This window comes from Bacteroidota bacterium, assembly GCA_020161395.1.
In the GTDB taxonomy this organism is placed as follows: domain Bacteria; phylum Bacteroidota; class Ignavibacteria; order Ignavibacteriales; family Ignavibacteriaceae; genus UTCHB3.
The window spans coordinates 451,777-472,432 of the sequence record JAIUOE010000002.1; the positions used below are offsets into that span (position 1 = coordinate 451,777).

16 protein-coding genes and 1 riboswitch are annotated in these 20,656 nt (G+C 42.1%); of the genes, 9 read left to right on the forward strand and 7 right to left on the reverse strand.

The window, feature by feature from the left end:
* Positions 1-2 precede the first annotated feature (2 nt).
* Positions 3-1,205 carry a PP2C family protein-serine/threonine phosphatase gene (locus LCH52_04510; GenBank protein ID MCA0387736.1) on the reverse strand — a complete coding sequence of 401 codons (1,203 nt, stop codon included), beginning with the start codon at positions 1,203-1,205 and terminating at the stop codon, positions 3-5.
* Positions 1,206-1,365: 160 nt separating this feature from the next.
* Between LCH52_04510 and LCH52_04515 the strand changes: the two genes are divergently transcribed.
* The 3 genes from LCH52_04515 to LCH52_04525 are packed head-to-tail and all read left to right on the forward strand — an operon-like array spanning position 1,366 to position 3,945.
* Entirely contained in the window at positions 1,366-2,148 is a 783-nt protein-coding gene (locus tag LCH52_04515; protein ID MCA0387737.1) for an ABC transporter permease, read from the forward strand.
* Positions 2,133-2,888: an ATP-binding cassette domain-containing protein gene (locus LCH52_04520; GenBank protein MCA0387738.1), complete on the forward strand. Its 756-nt coding sequence runs from the start codon at positions 2,133-2,135 to the stop codon at positions 2,886-2,888. Before LCH52_04515 ends, LCH52_04520 begins: the two co-directional genes overlap by 16 nt.
* Positions 2,881-3,945, forward strand: a complete 1,065-nt coding sequence (locus tag LCH52_04525; GenBank protein MCA0387739.1) for an MlaD family protein — start codon at positions 2,881-2,883, stop codon at positions 3,943-3,945. The genes LCH52_04520 and LCH52_04525 overlap by 8 nt, the downstream gene beginning before the upstream one ends.
* A gap of 159 nt (positions 3,946-4,104) precedes the next feature.
* Here LCH52_04525 and LCH52_04530 read toward each other — a convergent pair whose 3' ends face one another.
* The 6 genes from LCH52_04530 to LCH52_04555 all read right to left on the reverse strand — a co-directional run bounded on the left by LCH52_04530 (position 4,105) and on the right by LCH52_04555 (position 14,225).
* Positions 4,105-4,626 carry a hypothetical protein gene (locus LCH52_04530; GenBank protein MCA0387740.1) on the reverse strand — a complete coding sequence of 174 codons (522 nt, stop codon included), beginning with the start codon at positions 4,624-4,626 and terminating at the stop codon, positions 4,105-4,107.
* A gap of 84 nt (positions 4,627-4,710) precedes the next feature.
* On the reverse strand, positions 4,711-5,778 hold the full coding sequence (locus LCH52_04535; GenBank protein ID MCA0387741.1) for a hypothetical protein: 1,068 nt from the start codon (positions 5,776-5,778) through the stop codon (positions 4,711-4,713).
* A 1-nt stretch (position 5,779) separates the two neighbouring features.
* Positions 5,780-7,999 carry a TonB-dependent receptor plug domain-containing protein gene (locus LCH52_04540; GenBank protein ID MCA0387742.1) on the reverse strand — a complete coding sequence of 740 codons (2,220 nt, stop codon included), beginning with the start codon at positions 7,997-7,999 and terminating at the stop codon, positions 5,780-5,782.
* Between the two features lie 34 nt (positions 8,000-8,033).
* Positions 8,034-8,223: riboswitch (cobalamin riboswitch) on the reverse strand.
* Between the two features lie 261 nt (positions 8,224-8,484).
* The gene (locus LCH52_04545) at positions 8,485-8,679 is read right to left on the reverse strand and encodes a hypothetical protein (protein ID MCA0387743.1); all 195 of its coding nucleotides are present in this window, start codon (positions 8,677-8,679) and stop codon (positions 8,485-8,487) included.
* A gap of 16 nt (positions 8,680-8,695) precedes the next feature.
* Complete coding sequence (locus tag LCH52_04550; protein MCA0387744.1) at positions 8,696-13,933, reverse strand: hypothetical protein; 5,238 nt, start codon at positions 13,931-13,933, stop codon at positions 8,696-8,698.
* A 97-nt stretch (positions 13,934-14,030) separates the two neighbouring features.
* Positions 14,031-14,225 (reverse strand): hypothetical protein, encoded by a 195-nt coding sequence (locus tag LCH52_04555; GenBank protein ID MCA0387745.1) that lies wholly within the window; start codon positions 14,223-14,225, stop codon positions 14,031-14,033.
* Between the two features lie 602 nt (positions 14,226-14,827).
* Between LCH52_04555 and ppk1 the strand changes: the two genes are divergently transcribed.
* The 6 genes from ppk1 to LCH52_04585 all read left to right on the forward strand — a co-directional run bounded on the left by ppk1 (position 14,828) and on the right by LCH52_04585 (position 20,655).
* Positions 14,828-16,942, forward strand: a complete 2,115-nt coding sequence (gene ppk1 / locus LCH52_04560; GenBank protein ID MCA0387746.1) for a polyphosphate kinase 1 — start codon at positions 14,828-14,830, stop codon at positions 16,940-16,942.
* A gap of 9 nt (positions 16,943-16,951) precedes the next feature.
* Positions 16,952-18,061 (forward strand): Mrp/NBP35 family ATP-binding protein, encoded by a 1,110-nt coding sequence (locus LCH52_04565; GenBank protein ID MCA0387747.1) that lies wholly within the window; start codon positions 16,952-16,954, stop codon positions 18,059-18,061.
* Positions 18,051-18,287, forward strand: a complete 237-nt coding sequence (locus tag LCH52_04570; GenBank protein MCA0387748.1) for a NifU family protein — start codon at positions 18,051-18,053, stop codon at positions 18,285-18,287. Before LCH52_04565 ends, LCH52_04570 begins: the two co-directional genes overlap by 11 nt.
* A 60-nt stretch (positions 18,288-18,347) precedes the next feature.
* Positions 18,348-18,983: a cobalamin-dependent protein gene (locus tag LCH52_04575; GenBank protein ID MCA0387749.1), complete on the forward strand. Its 636-nt coding sequence runs from the start codon at positions 18,348-18,350 to the stop codon at positions 18,981-18,983.
* Positions 18,984-19,163: 180 nt separating this feature from the next.
* On the forward strand, positions 19,164-19,925 hold the full coding sequence (locus LCH52_04580) for an ABC transporter permease (GenBank protein ID MCA0387750.1): 762 nt from the start codon (positions 19,164-19,166) through the stop codon (positions 19,923-19,925).
* The gene (locus LCH52_04585; GenBank protein ID MCA0387751.1) at positions 19,918-20,655 is read left to right on the forward strand and encodes an ATP-binding cassette domain-containing protein; all 738 of its coding nucleotides are present in this window, start codon (positions 19,918-19,920) and stop codon (positions 20,653-20,655) included. Before LCH52_04580 ends, LCH52_04585 begins: the two co-directional genes overlap by 8 nt.
* Position 20,656: the final 1 nt, after the last annotated feature.

Consider the following 20,656-nt stretch of genomic DNA (forward strand, 5'->3'; position numbering starts at 1 on the left):
TTTTATGCAGTTTTTGTTTTTTTAATGATCATCAAAGTTGCATCATCGTCCCACTTCACCCCGCCACCAAATTTATCGGCTTCGTCGAATATTATCTCAATAATTTCTGCAGCAGGTTTCCCGGCGTGCTTCTTCACAAGTTTTATAACTTCCTTAATAGTAAAAAATTCCTCATTCGCATTCTGTCGTTCAATGATCCCGTCACTGTAAAGAAGGAGGATATCTCCCTCATCCATGTGTGCAAATGAGCGTTTTATACTTATATCAGGAAATGCTCCGAAAATCAACCCTGTTGGATGGAGTTCTTCAATTCCATCTTTCTTAAATATCAACGGCGAGGGATGTCCCCCGTTTGCATAAAAAAGATTTCCGTTGTTTTCGAACTCGGCAAAGAAGAGGGAAATGAAACTTGTTGAGTATGACCCTCTGTAGATAACTTCATTCAATTTTTTTAATGTGTAAACCATCTTCATGTGTTTCTCCACACCCATTCGCAATCCCGTCACCACATCCCTTACCATCAAAGCAGCGGGAAGTCCGTGTCCGCTCGCATCCCCGAAACAAATACCAAATTCATTGGCATCAAATCTGAAATAATCATAAAGGTCACCCCCCACAAGTTCTGCCGGTTTAGATCTTGCTGCAATCTCCCATCCCGGAATTGCAGGAGGCACCGATGCCAGAAGCGATTGCTGAATCCTCGCTGCCTGCTCCATCTCACCGATTACAGCCTCTGAAAAGAGTCGGTAATTGACTGCCCTCCTTACAGCGTTTAGACAAAATTCTATCTCTTCCCTTACCCACCCGCTGCGAAGTTCGAAAACAAAAATATATTTCCGTTCGGGACTGTTTACAACCACCACCGCGGGAACAGAATATCCCTCCTGGTCTGCCGGTTTAAATATCGTAATGGTCGCGGGATCATCAAAAATATAGAGTCTGGTCTTCAAAACCAGTGCCACTTCGGAAAGATCCACAGCCACTTTGTGAGCATAACTGTTCTCATCAAGACCGTCGGGATAAATCAATTCGAAGTTCCCCGTAACCTCTTCGTAAATCCGCCCGTTCCCTATTTGTAAATCATTTCCAAAAACCGTCTGAAGTCTGGTTACTATGTTCACTAAAAAATCCTGACCGGTCTTTTCTTTTCCAATGCCGGCAAGCAGTGCGTCTAATTTTCTGTAAAAGTATTTTGGTTCTAACATTTTAATTCATCTTTTTTGGTAAAAGGGGAAATTTGCCCCTTATAAATATAGGTAATTGTCCTTTATTTTTGAGAATTCAGTCACATAAAATTCAATCTTTAGCGAAAAAATTGTTAAATTGTAAATTGATTTTGTCATATTTTCACTATCCGGAACAATTTTGGCACGCGAATCCACATTCGAACAACTACGGAAATTTTTCGACATTATTGGAGCTCTGTCCCTTTTTACACACAGATTCTTCATGAATGTCCTTAAACCACCTTATGAATTCGCCGAAATTGCCAAGCATATGTACGAACTCGGAGTGAAGACATTCCCGATAGTAAGCGTGACGGGTGTAATCATCGGCGTGGTGCTGACTTTGCAGTCTCTCCCGATTATGATTAAATTCGGAGCCGAGGCTTTTCTGCCCTACATGGTAACCCTTTCTGTCATCAGAGAATTGGGACCGGTGCTTACCGCTTTGATTTTTGCAGGGAGGGTTTCAAGTGGAATTGGTGCCGAGCTCGGGTCAATGAGAGTAACAGAACAGATTGATGCCATGGAAGTCTCCGCCATCGATCCCTTCCGTTTTCTTGTCGTAACCAGAGTGATTGCTACAACACTTATCCTACCAATACTTACTGTTTATGTCGATTTTCTGGCAATTGGAGGCGGTTTTTTTGCTTCCTTTATTTCGATGAATACAACTTATGACCTGTACATGTCACAGGTAATCGAAGTTGTAAAGTTTGGTGACATTATTCCCGGCATCGGGAAGACTGTTGTTTTCGGTTTCATCGTTGGCATTACAGGCTCATTCCTTGGATATACTGCCGATAAAGGGACGGAAGGGGTAGGCAAGGCATCGACAACCTCGGTGGTTTATTCGTCGTTGCTGATACTTGTTTTTGATATGATTCTCGTTCAAATAGCGTTGTGGTTATGGCCCGTAAATTAGTGGAAATTCACGACCTCCATAAAAGTTTTGGGGAACAAACTGTGCTCGGTGGCGTCTCTTTGGATGTAACAGAGACCCAAAATCTTGTTATATTTGGTAAATCAGGCACCGGAAAAAGTGTATTGCTCAAATGCATGGTTGGTTTGTTAATCCCCGACAGCGGAAAAATTACGATCAACGGAATCGATGTGCTCAATATCCCGTTGAAGCAGATGAATGAACTAAGGAAAAATATCGGTTTTCTCTTTCAAAGTGCAGCTCTGTATGATTCAATGTCTGTAAGGGAAAATCTGGCTTTCCCGCTTATAAGAAATTTTAATTTCACGCAAAAGGAAGTAACTTACAAAGTCGAACGGGCATTGGATATGGTGTCGCTTTCCTATGCAATCGATAAAATGCCCAGCGAACTTTCCGGAGGAATGAGAAAAAGAGTGGGGCTCGCACGCTCCATAATTACCGAACCGATGCTCATGCTTTATGATGAACCAACTACAGGTCTCGACCCCATTACAACAAAGGAAATCAGTAAACTGATCCGCGATCTCCAAAAGGAACTCAAAATGACCTCGATTGCCGTTACTCACGACTTGATATGCGCCCAGATCATCGCTGATCGCGCAATCGTGCTAAACGATGGTATCATATTGTTTGAAGGAGATCTGGCGACACTGACCACGCTCGAAGATCCCTTCCTGAAAAACTTTTTTAGCCCCGAATATTTAGAGGAAAATTATGGCTGAGCCACATAAATTTTTACGACTCGGTATTTTTGTATCTATCGGAATGATTCTGCTCTTGATAGGAATTTTTTATGTCGGCAGTAAACAATCACTTTTTACTCCCACATTTAAGGTAAAAGCCTATTTTACCAACATTGAAGGACTCAGAAAAGGCGCACCAGTCAGGATGTCAGGCATCAATGTCGGGGCTGTGGCAGATATCTTTTTAGCACCAGACACCTCAGGGAAAGTGCTCGTGATACTCGACCTCGAAAAAGATGTTCAAAGGTTCATTCGCACAAATACACAGGCTTTTGTGGAAACAGAGGGTCTCGTCGGAAATAAGGTTGTTAATCTTCAAAAAGGAACTGCCGACCAGCCCGCCGTCGAGGATGGTGGTACTATCGTCGGAATGAATCCCCTCGGTCTCGGAGCCATTCTTAGCGAAATCACCGAAATTCTCGGTTCCACTAAATCGATGAGCGCCGATCTCGCCGGAATTGTAGCCAAAGTAAATTCAGGAGAAGGAACCTTCGGTAAACTTATTAATGACGACCGCCTCTACGAGAATACCAACAGAATCCTCCTTACTGCAAACCGCGGACTCGAGGAAGCCGTCTCAAAATATGACACACTTGCCTCAATCGTAAGTGAACTGGGTAAAAACATAAACTCTGTGGTCAAAAATGCAGACCGCGTGATGTTCACAATGGATACATTGATGGCACATGTCGACGGTGTGATCAAGGATGTTAGAGCAGGAAAAGGAATAGTCGGTAAACTCGTTACAGATGGCAGCGATGTGGATGTATCGGTAAAAACCATGCTTTCTGAGCTCGTTGGTATCACAAAAGAAGTAAGAGTGGGTGCAGGAAGATTCGCCGAAAACATGGAAGCCCTCAAACGCAACTGGTTATTCTCATCATACTTCGAAGAGAGAGGCTACTACGACAAATCAGGCTACGAAGTAAAACTCGAAGACTACATCGAGCAGATAAACAAAAAAATCAAAGATCTCGACGACAGAATCAAAACCCTCAAAGACCTGGAAAAGAAAACCACTTCAGCAAAGAAATAAAAACTGAAAAGCTGAATTAATGAATGACTGAATCACTGAATAGCTATATTATTGGATTATTGGATTATTGGATTATTGGATTATCTGCATTATTGCATTAAAAAAAAGGCTGCCCCTGAACAACAGAGACAGCCTTTTTTATTTAATTCCTGTGTGGTTTTATGCTTCAGAGAAGGCAGGAACCTTTGCTTTTGCGAGTTCGAAAGCGCCGAACATCACGCCGGTGTAGAAAAGATCACCAATTACGCTGTACTGGAAGAATGGTATCGCTGCTGTGTAGCACTGAACCAGACCTGCCATGTCCATCGAATAGAAACCGCCTGCAAGCCATACTGCAAAGTTGGTAACCACGAAGAAAATTATGCTGGAGGCAAGCGCTGCTCCCGCGGTTTTTACAACCGAGTTTTTGTCACGGAGCAGGAAACCAATTCCGACTATAGCTGCAAAGCTTAAATATACCGCCCACATTGTGCTGTGAAATCCCAGTACCAGATCGGAAAGTATCATGGCAAGAAACGGTACTGCAAATGAGAGCTTTTTATCACTGAAATACGCTCCACCGAACAACGCCATGGCTGCAATCGGGGTAAAGTTTGGGAAGTGTGGAACCAGACGCATTCCGGCTGCTATCACCACCATCACAATGGTTAATATCAATGTGTTTTTGTTTTCAATTTTCATTTTATCTCCGCTATCTCAATAAATTCTTTTATCGTAAAGATGTAATTTAAACTAATTTATTCTAAAAATAAAACTAAATTCAAATTATCTGTAATTTATTATGGCTATGCTTCCGGGATTTAGTCCTGTATCAAATCTTCTGATTTCATTTCCCTGCAGATCAAAAACCGCCACCTCACCATTTTGTGTAAAATCCTTCGGATTACCGAGATACAACAACCTGTCAATCGGGTCGAAACTCATTGAATAAATAAAGCCGTAAATGGTGTTAACCTGCATGCCCTGAATTACCAATGTAGAACCGGCAGATAAATTATTCAAATCAACTTTTAAAACTCCAAGATTATTGGTCAGATACATTACATTTTCAGGTGTAACAACCGCATCTTCGGGGTTCTGTGTAATTACGAGTGAATCCATCACTTCGAAACCTGAAGGATCGATTTTGTAAAGTGCCCCGCCAATATTGCTGGAATCATACCTCCCCTTGCAAACGGTATAAATAAAATTGTTGTTGTCCTTCACAAGGTTTATCGGATTTGTTCCTACTTTAATCGTCTTCACGACTGCATCGGTTGCCATATCGATCACGGAAACAGAATTCCCGCCTCCAAGTCCTGAATTGGCAACAAGAAGTTTTCCATTATGTTCGAGGATTCCTTCCGGAAAACTGCCGACAGTTATCTCCTTCTCAATCGAAAGAGATTGTGTGTTTATTTTATAAACTTTTCCTGAAAAACCTGTTATGTAGGCTGTAACAGAGTCTTTTGCATAAATTCTACGCGGACCCGAAAACGCTCCAAGATCGATACTTCCCTTCGACTTAAAGGTATTAACATCGATAATCTCAACTTTGTTCGAAACATTTACGGTTATAAATCCCGTCTTTCCGCTTATAATGATCTCGTTTCCGGTATCACCAAGTGGTTTCCCGGTATTCGCCGTCTGGAATACATTCTGAAAAACCTTTTTCGATGTAAGTTCGTAAAATGAGAGCGACGAGTTGTTCTGACTGTAGAGCCCTTCATTCAGAACATAAACTCCTTTATTCACCTGTTCAACCGGCACAACTGGATTTGTCGAAGTGTCGCTGCAACCGGTTATGGTCAAAATCGCCACGATTAAAAATGGTATAAAAATTATTTTCCTCATGTTAGTCCTGTATTTTTGTAGTGAATGAAAAAACGATTGATCTTAGCGGCATCGGATACGACTGAATAATCTTGTAATTCTCGTTAAACAGATTGTAGAATGAGACACTTATTGCCTGCCGTGCATTTAATAAATTAAAAAATGTTGTGATGTGGAGGTCGAATACACTGTGGTTTTGAATAACGAAGTAAGGGTCGTTGTCAGAGGTAAAATATGAACTCCCGATAAACCTGTGATCCAGCACCACTTTAAAAATGTCCGAATTATAAGACAAGGAACTGATCATCCTCTCCCTCGGCGTATAAACAAGCTGTTTACCGTCGCTCCTGTCACCACTTCCAAAATTCGAGATATTACGGGCAGAAAGCCACGAAAAAGCAAAATCAGCCCTTAATGCATTATCAAAAAAGGTGAGGGAGAGAGCCAGGTCGATCCCCTCCGACTTGACTTTCGAGATATTCCTCGGTATCTGAAGAGCAATTATCGAGGGCACCCAGATTATCTTGTCAGCAGTCTCAAGACTGTACCATATTGCTGAAACACTCCTCACAAATGGAAGAAGATTACTAAATTCAATACCTGTCTCAAGTCCGGTTGTCTTTTCAGGATTCAGGCTCCCTGTCGAAAGCAGTGAGGAGTAGTAATATTCGTTGTAGGAAGGTATCCTGTCTGTCGAAAAGAAATTAAATTTCACTCTCAGACGGTCAAAACCTGCTGGAACTAATGTCAGTCCCCCGTTCCAGTTGATGCCGTTTTCATTTCTCTCGCCAATCCCCTCCTGACTGAAAAACTCCCCGTTTACACCTCCCGTGATGAAGAGACCGGCTAAAACTTCGGGCAGGATTGCAGGCTCCCAGTCAACTTTTGCAAGCAGCCTGTTTACCCTTCTCTTTACAAATGATTCTTTTCTGTAGTTGGAAAGCACTGTTTTGATGTCAGCGAGCTCACCCCCCTCAAACCCGTAACCACCGCTCAGTGTTACACTTCCGAGTTTTAGCCAGCTTTTGGCATTGAAAGAGAGGTTGTTCAGGGTGGAATTGTCGGCACCATTCACCTTGTAGTAAGCCCTGTTAGGGTCGTCGAAATTCAGGCGTTGATGGCTGAAACCGAGTGAAGATTCCAGTCCCGAATTTTCAGCGATCGCGGTGGAAAATCTTAAAATTGTGAGTGTCCCTTCTGTGGTGTTCGTTGCCCCTGATGAGGAAGTATTGTTCGAAACCACAAATCCCGGTACTCCCGCCTGATAAAATCCATAGTTGGAATAAAGATCGATCGCGGTGCTGCTCCCTGTGTAACCTGCCGATAGAGAGATAAAAGATCTGTTGAAATGAGCGTTTTCCCGTGTCAGTTTCGTTCCGTTAAACTCATATTCAAATCTGTTTGCCGACCAAACCCTTTCCGCTGAAACCCCTGCATAAAACCTGCCGAAAGAGATATTTCCACTCCCGGAAAAGGAAACCATCCCGGCATCATCAATTTTTTCTGTCGATATGAAGGAATAATCCCTCTTGCCCCGTGTCTCAAGGTTAAGCACACCTCCGGCTGAAATTTCGCCTTCACCCGATGCAGAAGTGGAAAACTCGGCAGCCCTCAATTCATCAGTAAATACACCCGAAAGATCAAATCCACCTGTCCTTATATCGTTCACCCTTACTCCGTTAAATAAAACCAGACTGTTTTCTGCACTCATTCCTCTGAATGAAATCTGCTTCAACGAACCCGATCCTCCGTAATCTTTTATCGACAATCCGAAATCCCTGCTGATTATGTCAGCCAGAGTTCTGTATCCCTCACCTTCCTTTGTTTCCAGATCGACTTTCTTTGTGAAACTACCCCCCTTTTCGCCGGAACCCGTTATCACAACTTCATCCATAACAGAAGAGGCAGCAACAAGTTTTACCAGATGCAGTTTTTCACCGGGGATTATTTTGAATACAGATTTGAGCCACGAAACATGAGTTACTGTCACTTCCAAAGAGGGATCGAAAGATGAAATGTCTGCAATCCCCTCTTCACCCGTCACAACAATTTTCACACCATTGCTTACAACAGCACCGGAAACGGGAGCACCACTGACGGAATCAACCACCAGTACAGAGGTCTGGGCAAATAAAATATTCGCACATATAAAAAAGAAAATCAGATATTTCATGTTTTGTGAGGTGGAACGGGGAGTATAAAGAAGTGTAAATAAGCAGGAGCCGTAACTGTATACAAGCATACAGCGAACCAATAACGACCTTTTACGCGAAGGTTGTTACCTGTTTATTTACGGCAGGTCTCCTGGCTCGAGGTAAATTGCCAAGCCTTCCCAATATATCATGGTGGCTTAAATGGCAAACTGGAAATGCTATATCCTCACACAGTTGCGCGACAGCGCCGGATTCTCACCGGCTTCCCTATTCTTTCTGCTCCCTGCAGAACACCGTAAATTGTTTTTAAGAACTCCACAAATGTACAACCTTTTTGGGAGAAAACAATAAGTACTTGAGTACTTGAGTGACTTGAGTGACTTGAGTGACTTGAGCACTTGAGTAACTCGAGTAACTTGAGTAACTCGAGTAACTTGAGTAACTCTGGTCTCTCAAGTCTCTCTGGTTTCTCAAGTTTCTCAAAAAAAAACCCGCCACTCTTTCGAATGACGGGTCCAACTGGTTAGGTTTTTTCTTTTAGAGTAAATCTGAGATTTACTTTGTCACTGTATTTCTATTTACCTGCGGCATATGCAAGCACTTTGAAGAACACCTGATATGTCAGGAATGCAGCTCCTAACCAAAGGAGGGTTCTCACGATCTTGTCCTTTTTCTTTCCTTTGTGGTAGAGCTTGTCGTAGTCACCGTTTTGACGGTGGTAGTCACCGTTCTTGATTGACCAGTTATATAAATGTTCGTTATTGATCATTTTGTTCTCCTGCTTTTTACTTAATTAATGAAAGTTTTTTGGTTGAAACGAAACTCTTGCCGAGTGCATCAGTAGCTATCATTCTGTAGATATAGATTCCCGATGCCATATTGTGGGTATATGAATCTATCATCATCGAATAGTAGCCTGCTTCCAGTTCCTGACTAAGAAGTGTCGCCACTCTTTCTCCGGTAATGCTGTATAGCTCTATCGTAACCTTTGCATCCATTGCCAACTGATAGTCAACCTTCGTGGACGGGTTGAACGGATTCGGATAGTTCTGGCTTAGTGCAAACTCTGTCGGTACATCAATAGTAACTTCCACTTCATTACTGTATGAAGTTGTGCCATCGTTGTCGATCTGTTTCAGTCTGTAGTTATGTTTTCCGGATGAAAGTTTCTTATCCTCATAAGTATAATACTTCGGTGAGTTTGATGAACCAAATCCCTCAACAAAACCGATCTTCTTCCAGTCGCCGTTTTTGTCTTTTCTCTCAACTTCGAAACCGGAGTTGTCTGTTTCAGTTTTGGTTTCCCATGTGAGATTCACATTGCGGCTCTTCGCTTTTGCAGAGAAGTTTACGAGTTCAACAGGAAGAGGGACACTAGCCTCATCAGCACCCATATAAGGAAATGTAGCGCTTCTCGACTCATTATCTATATCCTTATCTGAGATGGATAAGATTGGTGTTCCAATCAGGTTCAAATCACCAACAGAAGCTCCACCCAAATGAAGGTCTGTAGGGCTCAGAAACTGCGTTGCTCTGGTCACTGAATTATTATCCCCGGCGGATGAATTTTTCCACTCAGAAAAATCCTTTAAAACCGATACCCACTCTCCAATAGAAGCGGAATTGGAGGAATATAAATTGTTATAATTACTGGAAGTGGCAGTCCAGCCAGTTGCAGATGAAACACCAATTGCAAAATGGTAATTACCGGTGCCTCCAGTTCTGGTATTTACTAAAATATTATTTCTAAGATTATCCGTAGATGGAGTTACTGTTACCGGTCGACTGAATGAATAACTGTTGTTCGTTCCCGAGCCTGAATGAGATCCACTAATAACTACTGTGTTATAGTAGAAACCATTTGTGCCTGAAGCTGAGGTATCTGCGATACCACTTATTCGTGCATCATTGGAAACTGTTTCACCAACTGTAACCATATTGTTGATGTAATTGGCAGTACCGGCCAATATCAACATACCCCAAACTCTTGATGAATTCAGGCCAACACCAGTTGCAACTGTAGTTATAGTATGCACTCTATTTCTTTGAACAATTGCATCGGTCGCAGCGGTTGGAATTGAGATTACAAATCCAGCAATTGTGTAAGCCCCAGATGTATTGTTGGTGTGCTGAATGTTATAGACTCGATTTGAATCCAAGATATTGCCTGTGGTGGCTGTAGGTGCAAAAACAATTCCGGCAGGGAAAAAGGAGGTAACCCCCGAGGCTGTACCTGTCGAGTTCGATTTTATGTCCCGAACAACATTATTCTTAACAATCCCAGTACCGGATGATACAATAATTCCGAATGCCCTGTCACCACCTGCATCCCAATAATTGATGTTCCCGATCTCATTATTCTCAATTCTGCAAACACCTGTCCCCGAATAACTAATCATCTCTGAGTCGTAGCCCAACCTTATCGTGTCTGGGCTGGAAGCATTTCCTCCTATAATATTACCGGCGGAAGATCCAATTTCCACATTCCCGGCAGAAACACGAATCATTCTGGCTACACCTGTAGAATTATCACAAAAGATATTCGATAAAGTATTACCATTGACCTTTGAAGCAGTTACGGCTCCGACACTTAGTTGGATCCCAACAAAAATACCTGTGGTGCTTAATGGCGAGCCACTTCTATCAATTGCCGCACCACCTATACTATTCCTGTTAACAGTGTGGTTGTTCCCGGTTCCAATATTTATGCAAGTTAACGCAGTTGTTTTTGAGCTAACTTGAAATATGTAGTTTGAATCAACATTCCAATTATCACCTGCTGATGATAAATTGACACCAGAGCCGGTAAAATTATAGAACTGATTATTTCTGATGATACCAGATGAATTTAATGTTGAGGATGAATAGATTAGATTAACAGGTAGAGCAGTTAAATCTGACCGGTCTCTGACCTTGTTATTTCTGATCTCATTGAAAGAATTACCAACGGTCCCTGCTCCAAACATCACAACACCATTCGTTGTAGTGGTATTTCCACCCTCAACAGTACAATACTTGATAGTGTTATAGGTTGCATCAGAAGCAAAATTGATGACAGGGGCTGTATTTAGTGAATTCCTAATTAGAAATGAAGAAGGAGACTCAGACCCGTCTATAGTCACATAGTCAGCACCGTTAAGATTGAAGATAGCTGTCGAATTGCTTCCGGTGATGGTAACATTTGTACCTGTTTGCGGTTTAATCGTTACAGTATTTGTTGCAGAACTACCGGAAAATTGATTAATGGTCAGTGGGAAAGTCTCGGATGTAGAATAGCTGGCATCGGTTAAGATAAACCTCACAGAACTAGAGACACCTACTGCGTTTAACCGGTTAATGGCAGTTGACAGTTTATCGAATGGGGCGGTTTGTCCGGTTCCGACAAGGTAATCTCCTGAGAGAGGACCTGCAACTGAAAAAGTTGTGGTTAATGTGTCATTAGTTGGAAATTCATCTCCACTAAGTTCTGAAATAACTTGTAAAGTATATGCTCCTGCTGCAAGACCATCAGTTCCTGAAGAATTAAAGTCAACCGATAGAGATGCACCAGCTGTCAAACTCGATACAGTAATTACTTCATTATACACTTCACTGACGGCCGGTAATGGACCTTTGATGATCATTCTGACATCAAAGCCGGATTGATCAATTAATCCATAATTCTTAAAAGTTGCTCGTGGGGTAAAAAGTTGACCTTCAATTTGAGTACCGCCGGCGGAAGGCGTAACGAAGGCAAGTGAACCTATGTCATTATTATAAATCGGTGTAAAGTTACCCTCGTAGGCACCGATATCAGGATTGGTAGCGTTCCTTGTTGTGTTGTTAAAATCTAATGTTATAGAGACTGGAGTACCCCCGTTGGCAATAAAAGTGGGTACACCCAATTGAATATTCAAATCATATGTACCACTCGTACTGACAAATGGAACATCCTCTGTTTTTGCATTTGTTTCTCGTGGTGACACTAACCATGCTCGATAAGTCGTCAATGTTTGATACCCGGTGGTAGCATCATATGCGAGTAAATTTTTTGAACTTGCTGTTCCAGCAAACAACAAATTGTTGTTAGATGTAGTGGCAATCTGTGTTCCGATTGTTGCTGTCGTTTTATAGAATGCTACCGCTCTGGTTGCCGTACCCGTAGGTGCTGTGGTACTTTTATTAACAAAAATGTTGTTCCTGGAATCAAGAATTGTCGATGTACTGGAAGCCATGTATAAACACGCTGTCTGAAAAGATGTTGTAGTCAATGTTGAGGTTGCATCAAGATATACAGTGTTATAGTATAAATTAACCGTAACTGCTGAATTAAGCTCTATACCTCGAATTCCGGGAGCCCCGGTGCACGCAGGATTATTCAACTGATATATGAGATTGTTATTGCAATTTATAACCCCGGATGCAGATGAAGCGAGCAGCATTCCACGAGTCGATCCAGAACCTGTAGAAGCACCTGTTATCTTAAAAATACGGTTCCTCGATATGTTAAAAGGTCCCACCCCAGCTGCTCCATTAGTCCATAACCCATAAACAACTTGAGTACCAGTAGAGGATGAAGTAAAATCGTGAAGTATGTTTTCACTGATAGTGGTTGTTAAGTTTGTAAAAGTACTGTTAATGACTATTCCTGCCAAATCATTAGTGGATGAAGTGCTTGTGTTAACGAGATTTCGAATTTCACACTTTTCCACTTTGACATTATCCTGACCCAGTAACTCAACACCCCTTAGCCCGGAACTCTGACTTACTGTTGCATTTCCAATGTCATTATAACCTGTTGCTGCACCACTAATAGGTGAGATGTACGAAGGATCGGCAGTAATAGTGTTATATCTGTCACGATTTGTTGAACTACCTCCTGACAACAGGATTCCTCGATATGCATTTTGAGACGACACATTTTTAACTGTGTTATAGCTGTTGTTTCCGTTCGTATCTGTTGGTGCTGTCCAAGCATGAATTCTAAACGCAATGGACGCGGTGTTTGAAGAGGATGCGGTATTTTTCAAGTTGACGTTGCAGTTTATCACATTATTGAATCTTGCACCGTTTGTTGAGGTTGCATTGACCATGTTCAGACCAAATTCGACAGTTGTTGATGTACTCCTCGTTATAAAGTCAAGACCGTTTATCGTTACGAAATCTGATCCGAATAACATAAAAAGTGCATCCCCTGCTGTACCTGATGCCCCTGAACCTTCATTAGTAATTACCGGATTAGCACCCACTCCTGATTTTTGAAAGGTAATTGTACTCAATGATGTTCCGGTTGCCTTTAGAGTATCTACATAATTATCAAATGTTTGCCCCGCAGCAATGTTGAAAGTCACAGAACTGGAAATTCCATGCGCATTGAGAGCGGAAACAGCTTCACTCAGACTTTGAAAGTTAGAGGAAGATGTCGATGAGGTATTGTCAACGGTATATGAACCCGCAAGCGGAGTTACTGCCTTGGAAAGCAAAGTTATATTATCTACCGCTCCGGCCGGACTAGAGCCACTGGTTGCGTCATTTTTCCAAGAAAATACCAACCTTTGAGTGGTTCCTGCAGCTGAAGCAGGTATAACAAAAGAGTAGGTAGTATAACCTGTTTGTAGATTAATATATTGATTTCCAAGTCTTACTTGAGTGGCCGAAGCAGTCAATTGTGTCCCGGCGACCGGAGTTACAGTTGTGGGGATTAAAAACACCTGAACAAAATCAAAAGTGCTTTCACCAACCCCTTTATAATCAAATGTCAAAGTAATTGCTGTTTCGCCAACCGGGAAAGTCACATCTCTATAAAAATGATTTGTTGAGGCACTTGTTAAAGTATAGTTATTATTGACCCCTAAATCATTGGATATATAAGCACCATTCGTTCCACTTTTTTTTGTGGCGGTACCAACATACCATGGATTCGCAACGCCATTTATTTCAGTCCACCCATTTGCAGCGAATGATGCACCGCTTTCAAAGCCACCATCTCCTGAGGGATTTATCAATACTGTTTGAGAGAATAGATTTGGACTTAAAGATCCCATTAAAACTGTCACCCAAAACAAAAGGGAGCGACAATTAATTTTGTTACAATAAATGAATGTGTGTAACCTTTTTTTCATAAGATAACCTAACCTGTTATTATTGATGAGAAAACTTTTCTATAGTCAGCTGAACCACTTTGATGGGGCTGTAGAGAAGCAAAACGAAACCGATCGTGACAAGGACCGGTATGAGAACTACAGTAGCGAGCCAGCTCCTCTTCCCTGCTTTAGCCTTCGCAGGGACAAGGGGTCTGTCGTAAACTTCGTCAATCGAGTATTTGTATGTAAGCATTTATATATACTTTTTGTTATTAAACATAATTCTTCGCTTCAACCGGGGGAACCGGATTACACATAAGTATACAGTTATTGAGAAATTATTAAGCAGAAATCCGGGGCATAAAACACCGGTTAAAGCATAACAATTGGCAAATCAAATTTTGACTGAGAGTTGGATTTGTAGAATGTCTCTTTGTAGATCAGGTTACGATTACGGGGATTTGAATATTAAAAAGGAAAGCGAACCACGCCCCGAAAGGCGATTTAGAAGCTTTGGTGCGATTTTTCCCTCACGACACTAAACTTGACTCGTAAGATCGCTTTCCAAATTAAAATAAACAGGTGACATTTTTATCTAAAAGAATCGGACTCCTTTGTTGGTGATTGTATCCAGTTAACTAAACCTCACATAACCTGAATGCAAGTTACCAAAAATTTATTTTAAAGTCAATAGGTCTGGAAAATATTTTTTTGAGAAACTTGAGAGACTTGAGTACTTGAGAAGCTTGAGTACTTGAGTCTCTCCGGTCTCTCCGGTCTCTCCGGTCTCTCCGGTCTCTCCTTCCCTTTCTCCCTTTTTCTTCGTATATTTAGGGTTAAAATTTAAAAAAGCCCATGAAAAGAAAAGACCGTCTGAAAGATCAGATAAAAAAGTATCTTGTACCGGAAAACTTTATAAACAGAGACCTTAGCTGGATTGAATTCAACAAAAGGGTTCTCGAGGAAGCTTTGCATCCGGGACTCCCGCTTTTGGAGAGAATAAAGTTCATTTCGATCTTTTGTTCCAATCTCGACGAATTTTACATGATCCGTGTTTCGGGTATAAAAGAGCAGATTGCTGCGAACATTGCCGAGATTACAATTGACGGTCTGACACCTCAAAAAGCACTTTATGAGATCGACAAAGAAGTGCGTCCCCTGGTGGATGATCTGCTTGAATACTGGAATCATACCATTGTTCCGGAGCTCGAGTCGAACGGTGTGGAAATTACCTCGACCAGTAAATTAACCGGACAGGAAAAAACAAAGCTGAACTCGTATTTTGAGAATCAGATTTTTCCCGTGCTCACTCCCCTTGCACTCGATCCGGGGAGACCTTTCCCCTACATATCAAACCTTTCCCTCAGTCTTGCTGTTACAATCAAAGACACCGACGGTGAACTGCAGTTTGCGAGAGTGAAAGTGCCGGCGATACTTCCCCGGTTGCTGAGGATCGACACAATTCTGGCAGGCCCCGAAGGTAACGGAAGTGCGGGCGAGATCCGGTTTATCTGGCTCGAAGACCTGATAAAGGCGAACATCGGACGACTTTTCCCTAAAATGAAAATTCTGGATTCCTGCTGTTTCAGGATTACCCGTGATACTGATATCGAAATTCAGGAGGATGAAGCCGATGACCTGCTCGAATTAATCGAGGAGAACATCAAACAAAGAATGTTCGGAAATGTGGTCAGACTCGAAGTGGAAAAGGATATGCCGGCATATATCCTCGAGACCCTTGTGTCAAATCTTGAGATTAAAAACTCCGATGTCCATCCTCTGCAACCGCCTCTCGGTTTGAGCGATGTCATGAATTTATACGGGCTTCCACTTCACCAGTTGAAGGAGAAACCATTCATTCCCAGAGTTCCGAAGGTTTTTGAGGAAGAAAAAAACATCTTCTCAGTGATTAAACAGCGGGATGTACTGACGCACCACCCCTTTGATTCATTTAAACCCGTTATTGATTTTATTAAACAGGCTTCGCAGGATCCTGATGTTCTTGCGATAAAACAGACGCTTTACAGGGTTGGGAAAAATTCGCCCGTGATCGATGCCCTCATTGAAGCAGCGGAGAACAGAAAGCAGGTTGCGGTTCTTGTTGAACTGAAAGCCCGCTTCGACGAAGAAAACAATATATACTGGGCGAAACAGCTCGAGAGTGTCGGTGTACATGTGGTCTACGGTCTTGTAGGACTTAAGACACACGCCAAGATGACACTTGTTGTTCGAAGAGAACAAAACCAGCTTAGCCGGTATGTGCATGTTGCAACCGGAAATTATAACGCCAGCACGGCGAAATTGTATACAGATATCGGCCTGTTTACCTGCAACGAGGGAATTTGCAACGATATCAGCGACATATTCAATATCCTCACCGGTTACAGTGCTCAAAAGGATTTCAGGGATGTTAGTGTTGCCCCGATAAACCTGAGACAAAATATAGAAGGACTGATTTGTCGCGAAATTGCCAACGCAAGGGAAGGTAAAAAGGGACGGATAATCATTAAAGTCAATTCCCTCGTCGATCCCGACATCATTGGCTACCTTTACGAAGCTTCGCAGGCAGGTGTGGAAATCGATCTGATTGTAAGGGGGATATGCTGCCTCGTCCCGGGAATTCCCGGCATTTCCGAGAATATCAGGGTTAGAAGTGTGGTCGGCAAGTTCCTCGAGCATTCAAGAATTTTCTTTTTCCACAACAATGGCGATGAAGAAATATTCATCACCAGTGCCGACATAATGCAAAGAAACCTCGACAGAAGAGTCGAACTAATGACACCAATTTACGACAAGTCGATCAAAAATTATTTAAGAAATACAATTCTTGAAGTGTATCTGCACGACAATGTGAAGGCAAGGATACTCTCAAGCGATAAAAAATATTCGTATGCCCCTCAACAAAGTATTGAGGAGCTTTGTGCACAGGAATGGCTGATGAACCAGCAATTCGAATACTCAAATTACTAAAGGACAAACATGGCTGTAAATAAAGAACAGATTCTTAAAGCTCTAGGAACTGTAAATGATCCCGATCTGAAAAAAGATCTTGTAACCCTAAATATGATTGAGAAACTCACCGTTGAGGGGAATAATGTCTCTTTTGATGTTGTTCTTACCACTCCAGCGTGTCCCCTGAAAGAAAAAATAAAAAATGACTGTATCTCTGCCATTAAAAGCAGTGTACCTGAAGTCGGTGAACTGAATATTAACATGACATCGAATGTGACTTCGTTTGCTTTCAAAAAGAATAATAACGGTTTCCTTTCGAATGTTAAAAACACCATTGCTGTAGCAAGTGGCAAAGGGGGTGTTGGAAAAAGCACAGTGGCAGTAAATCTGGCTGTTTCACTCGCTCTCGACGGTGCAAAAGTGGGACTGATAGATGCTGATATCTACGGACCTTCAATTCCTCTAATGCTCGGAATTAACGAAAAACCTCTCGTAAGACAGGTTGACGGCAAAGTGAGAATCCTCCCGTTGCAGAAATTTGGTATCCAGTTGATGTCAATCGGTTTCCTTGTGGAAGACAATGCCCCTGTTATTTGGCGCGGACCGATGGCTTCGGGAGCTGTAAGACAGTTTATGACCGATGTTGACTGGGATGAGCTCGATTATCTCTTTTTCGACATGCCTCCGGGAACAGGTGACATACAACTTACACTCTGCCAGACAATCCCACTGACGGGTGCCGTGATTGTCACCACACCTCAGGAAGTTTCCCTCGCTGATGCAAGAAAAGCCGCTTCGATGTTCGAGAGAGTAAATGTCCCCATCCTCGGCATCGTGGAAAATATGAGTTATTTTATTGCCCCTGATACAAACATAAAATATGATATCTTTGGAAGTGGCGGTGGTGAAAAACTTGCTGCAGAATGTAATTCGGAATTTCTCGGATCCATCCCAATCGATCCAAGGATCAGAGTGGGTGGCGACAAAGGAATCCCTGTGGTGTACGACATCCCCGACTCCTCCGAGGCGAACATCGTTACCGGCATTTCAAGAAATCTTGCAGCACAGATTTCGATCGCCAACTCTAACTCAGCAACACAGAAACTCGAAATAATTTTAAGTGACGATGACCAATAACCTGAATCAGAGAATCCTCGACGCACTCGAAAAGATCAGACCTTACCTCAAGGCTGACGGCGGCGATATCGAACTGGTAAATGTTACTCCCGACGGAATTGTAGAAGTGAGACTGACAGGGGCGTGCAGCTCCTGTCCCATGTCTCAGATGACACTTCGCGCCGGTGTGGAAAGAGCTATCATTAGAGAAGTACCGGGAATAAGACGAGTTGAGGCTGTCGCATAGTTTTGTGGAACTGATTTGATCTTTTTATGGTTACTACATTAAATCAACTATTGTGGTAAAATGATCAAAGATGTACACTATTGGGATTACTTCAATTCCCTCACCCAAGGTAACAAACACCGGTGCAGAGAAATTGTAGTATCCCTCGCTGAAGAAAAAACTGATATCAAAGATATCTACATTAACCTCCTGCAGAAATCCCTCTACAAAATCGGGAAAATGTGGGAAGAAGGCAAAATATCCATTGCCGAAGAGCATGTAGCCACCAAAATAACCGAGTATCTGGTGGATATTTCCTGCGAACTCTACGCTAAATCACCTTCGAACGGCAGAACCATTCTTCTTACCGGTGTGGACAAAGATTTCCACGACATAGGTGCCAGAATGGTAGCGAACATCTTCGAACTTCAGGGATGGACTGCGGTCTTTCTCGGAGGAAACACCCCCAAAAGGGAAGTTCTCAACATGATCGAATCCACAAAACCTGAAATTGTCGGCATCACATACAGTCTCTATATAAACTTTTTAAGATTCATCGAACTTCTTGATGCCATCAGCACACAGTTTCCAAACCAGAAAATCCTCATCGGCGGCCAGGGTCTCTCATCCGACACCAACAACACCCTCGCCAAATACCCGAATGCCGAATACATCTGCTCCCTCACCGAGCTGGAGAAAAAACTGGTTAAGTATTAGTTATGATTTATGAATTATGAATTGATGGTAAATCAAGGCGGGCGGTTTCCATTTTGATTTACACGCACTAATAACTCATAAGTCATAATTCATAACTAATATCGGTTTTTTCTCTCCCGAATTATTCTTAAATTGGGTTTTCAATAATTGATCATATTGTAAAAATACCGAGTCAATTAAATGATACCCGGACTTCAAAGCCAGTCATTTTTTAATTTCATGGTGACAGTAGTGAGTGAGTTTATTTCCAAGAGAGAAATAAAGCACATCACTTATGCTGTCGTTTACCGGCAGATACTGTTTACCGGATTTGAAGCTTTGTCTATCATCACTCTTGCGGCTGTTGCTGTGGGTGCTGTGATCATCATTCAGGGTAACTCGGTTCTCTCCAATTTCTCACAAAGTCCGATGTATTACACCATTCTCGTGGCGATTATACCGCGGGAATTAAGTACTCTTCTTACAGCTCTTATTGTGATTGCCCGTTCAGGTACTGCCATTTCGACAGAGCTCGGGAACATGAACATCAACAATGAAACGCTGGCGATCTACTCATTTGGCATTTCACCGGTAGCCTATCTCGCTGTTCCCCGTGTAATCGGGATGGTAATTTCTGTAGTATGCCTTACAATTTATTTTAATGTTGCTGCTTTCGCAACGAGCGGATTTGTGAGTTTTCTTTCGGCTGCCGTGATTCCGACACAGTTCCTTTATGATCTTTTTACCGCGCTTAGTGTTACCGATCTTCTAATCAGTGTGGTTAAATCGGCTTTCTTCGGATTTTTTATCGGAGTTATTGCGTGCTATAACGGCTTCAAGGTGCAAAAGGCGATTACAGAAGTGCCGCAGAGAACAATAAAAACAGTAGTTAACTCGGTGGCAACACTCGTAATTCTGGATATTACCGTAACTGCTTTATTCTATCTTTTTCTCTATGATTAGTCTTAAGCTCGAAAATGTGACATGTACCCGTGAGGGACAAACTGTAGTAAGCTCATTTTCTGCCGACCTGACGGAATCAAAACTTACTGCCATTCTGTCGGATTCCGAGGAGTCTGCCGTCGCATTTCTTCGTCTTGTTGCAGGTCTGCAAAAGCCTCCAGCCGGTACCCTGATATATAACGGAGAAAATTTCTACGATAAAAGCCCGGAAGATCAATCTAAAATTTTACGACACAACAGCTACATTTTCGACTCAGGGGGAGTTGTTTCAAACCTGTCAGTTTCCGAGAATATTCTTCTTCCATTCGATTTCATAAATTATTCGGTGCCGGAAAAGGAAAAATTCGCAAAGATTGATGAATTATTAAAATTTTTCGAACTCGATTCAGAACTTCTTCAGAAACGGCCCTCGATGCTTACCAAGGGAGAGATAAAACTGATCAACTATATCAGGGCGTATCTTATCAGTCCTGAGATGGTTTTTATCGAATCACCTTTTGCAAGGATGATGAAACAAACAGCCGGTTTAATCGAAAAAATAATTGTGGAGACAGCTTATGAAAAGGGTATTCCCCATTTCTTCTCGAAAAACAACAATTCAAGTCTTGTTGAGAAAGCTGACACAATAATTTTAATAAAAAAAGGTGAAGCAACACTTCACAAAAGAGGTGTCGACTTCACCGACAAGTTTGACTACCCGAAATTTTACGATCAAAAAGAGATCAAATAAT

What these genes read in the sequence shown, in the direction of transcription:
- LCH52_04510 (MCA0387736.1), bottom strand. Translation starts at nt 1,205, where the DNA reads ATGTTAGAACCAAAATACTTTTACAGAAAATTAGACGCACTGCTTGCC.
- LCH52_04520 (MCA0387738.1), top strand. Translation starts at nt 2,133, where the DNA reads ATGGCCCGTAAATTAGTGGAAATTCACGACCTCCATAAAAGTTTTGGG.
- LCH52_04525 (MCA0387739.1), top strand. Translation starts at nt 2,881, where the DNA reads ATGGCTGAGCCACATAAATTTTTACGACTCGGTATTTTTGTATCTATC.
- LCH52_04530 (MCA0387740.1), bottom strand. Translation starts at nt 4,626, where the DNA reads ATGAAAATTGAAAACAAAAACACATTGATATTAACCATTGTGATGGTG.
- LCH52_04535 (MCA0387741.1), bottom strand. Translation starts at nt 5,778, where the DNA reads ATGAGGAAAATAATTTTTATACCATTTTTAATCGTGGCGATTTTGACC.
- LCH52_04540 (MCA0387742.1), bottom strand. Translation starts at nt 7,999, where the DNA reads ATGCTTGTATACAGTTACGGCTCCTGCTTATTTACACTTCTTTATACT.
- LCH52_04545 (MCA0387743.1), bottom strand. Translation starts at nt 8,679, where the DNA reads ATGATCAATAACGAACATTTATATAACTGGTCAATCAAGAACGGTGAC.
- LCH52_04550 (MCA0387744.1), bottom strand. Translation starts at nt 13,933, where the DNA reads ATGGGATCTTTAAGTCCAAATCTATTCTCTCAAACAGTATTGATAAAT.
- LCH52_04555 (MCA0387745.1), bottom strand. Translation starts at nt 14,225, where the DNA reads ATGCTTACATACAAATACTCGATTGACGAAGTTTACGACAGACCCCTT.
- ppk1 (MCA0387746.1), top strand. Translation starts at nt 14,828, where the DNA reads ATGAAAAGAAAAGACCGTCTGAAAGATCAGATAAAAAAGTATCTTGTA.
- LCH52_04565 (MCA0387747.1), top strand. Translation starts at nt 16,952, where the DNA reads ATGGCTGTAAATAAAGAACAGATTCTTAAAGCTCTAGGAACTGTAAAT.
- LCH52_04570 (MCA0387748.1), top strand. Translation starts at nt 18,051, where the DNA reads ATGACCAATAACCTGAATCAGAGAATCCTCGACGCACTCGAAAAGATC.
- LCH52_04575 (MCA0387749.1), top strand. Translation starts at nt 18,348, where the DNA reads ATGATCAAAGATGTACACTATTGGGATTACTTCAATTCCCTCACCCAA.
- LCH52_04580 (MCA0387750.1), top strand. Translation starts at nt 19,164, where the DNA reads ATGATACCCGGACTTCAAAGCCAGTCATTTTTTAATTTCATGGTGACA.
- LCH52_04585 (MCA0387751.1), top strand. Translation starts at nt 19,918, where the DNA reads ATGATTAGTCTTAAGCTCGAAAATGTGACATGTACCCGTGAGGGACAA.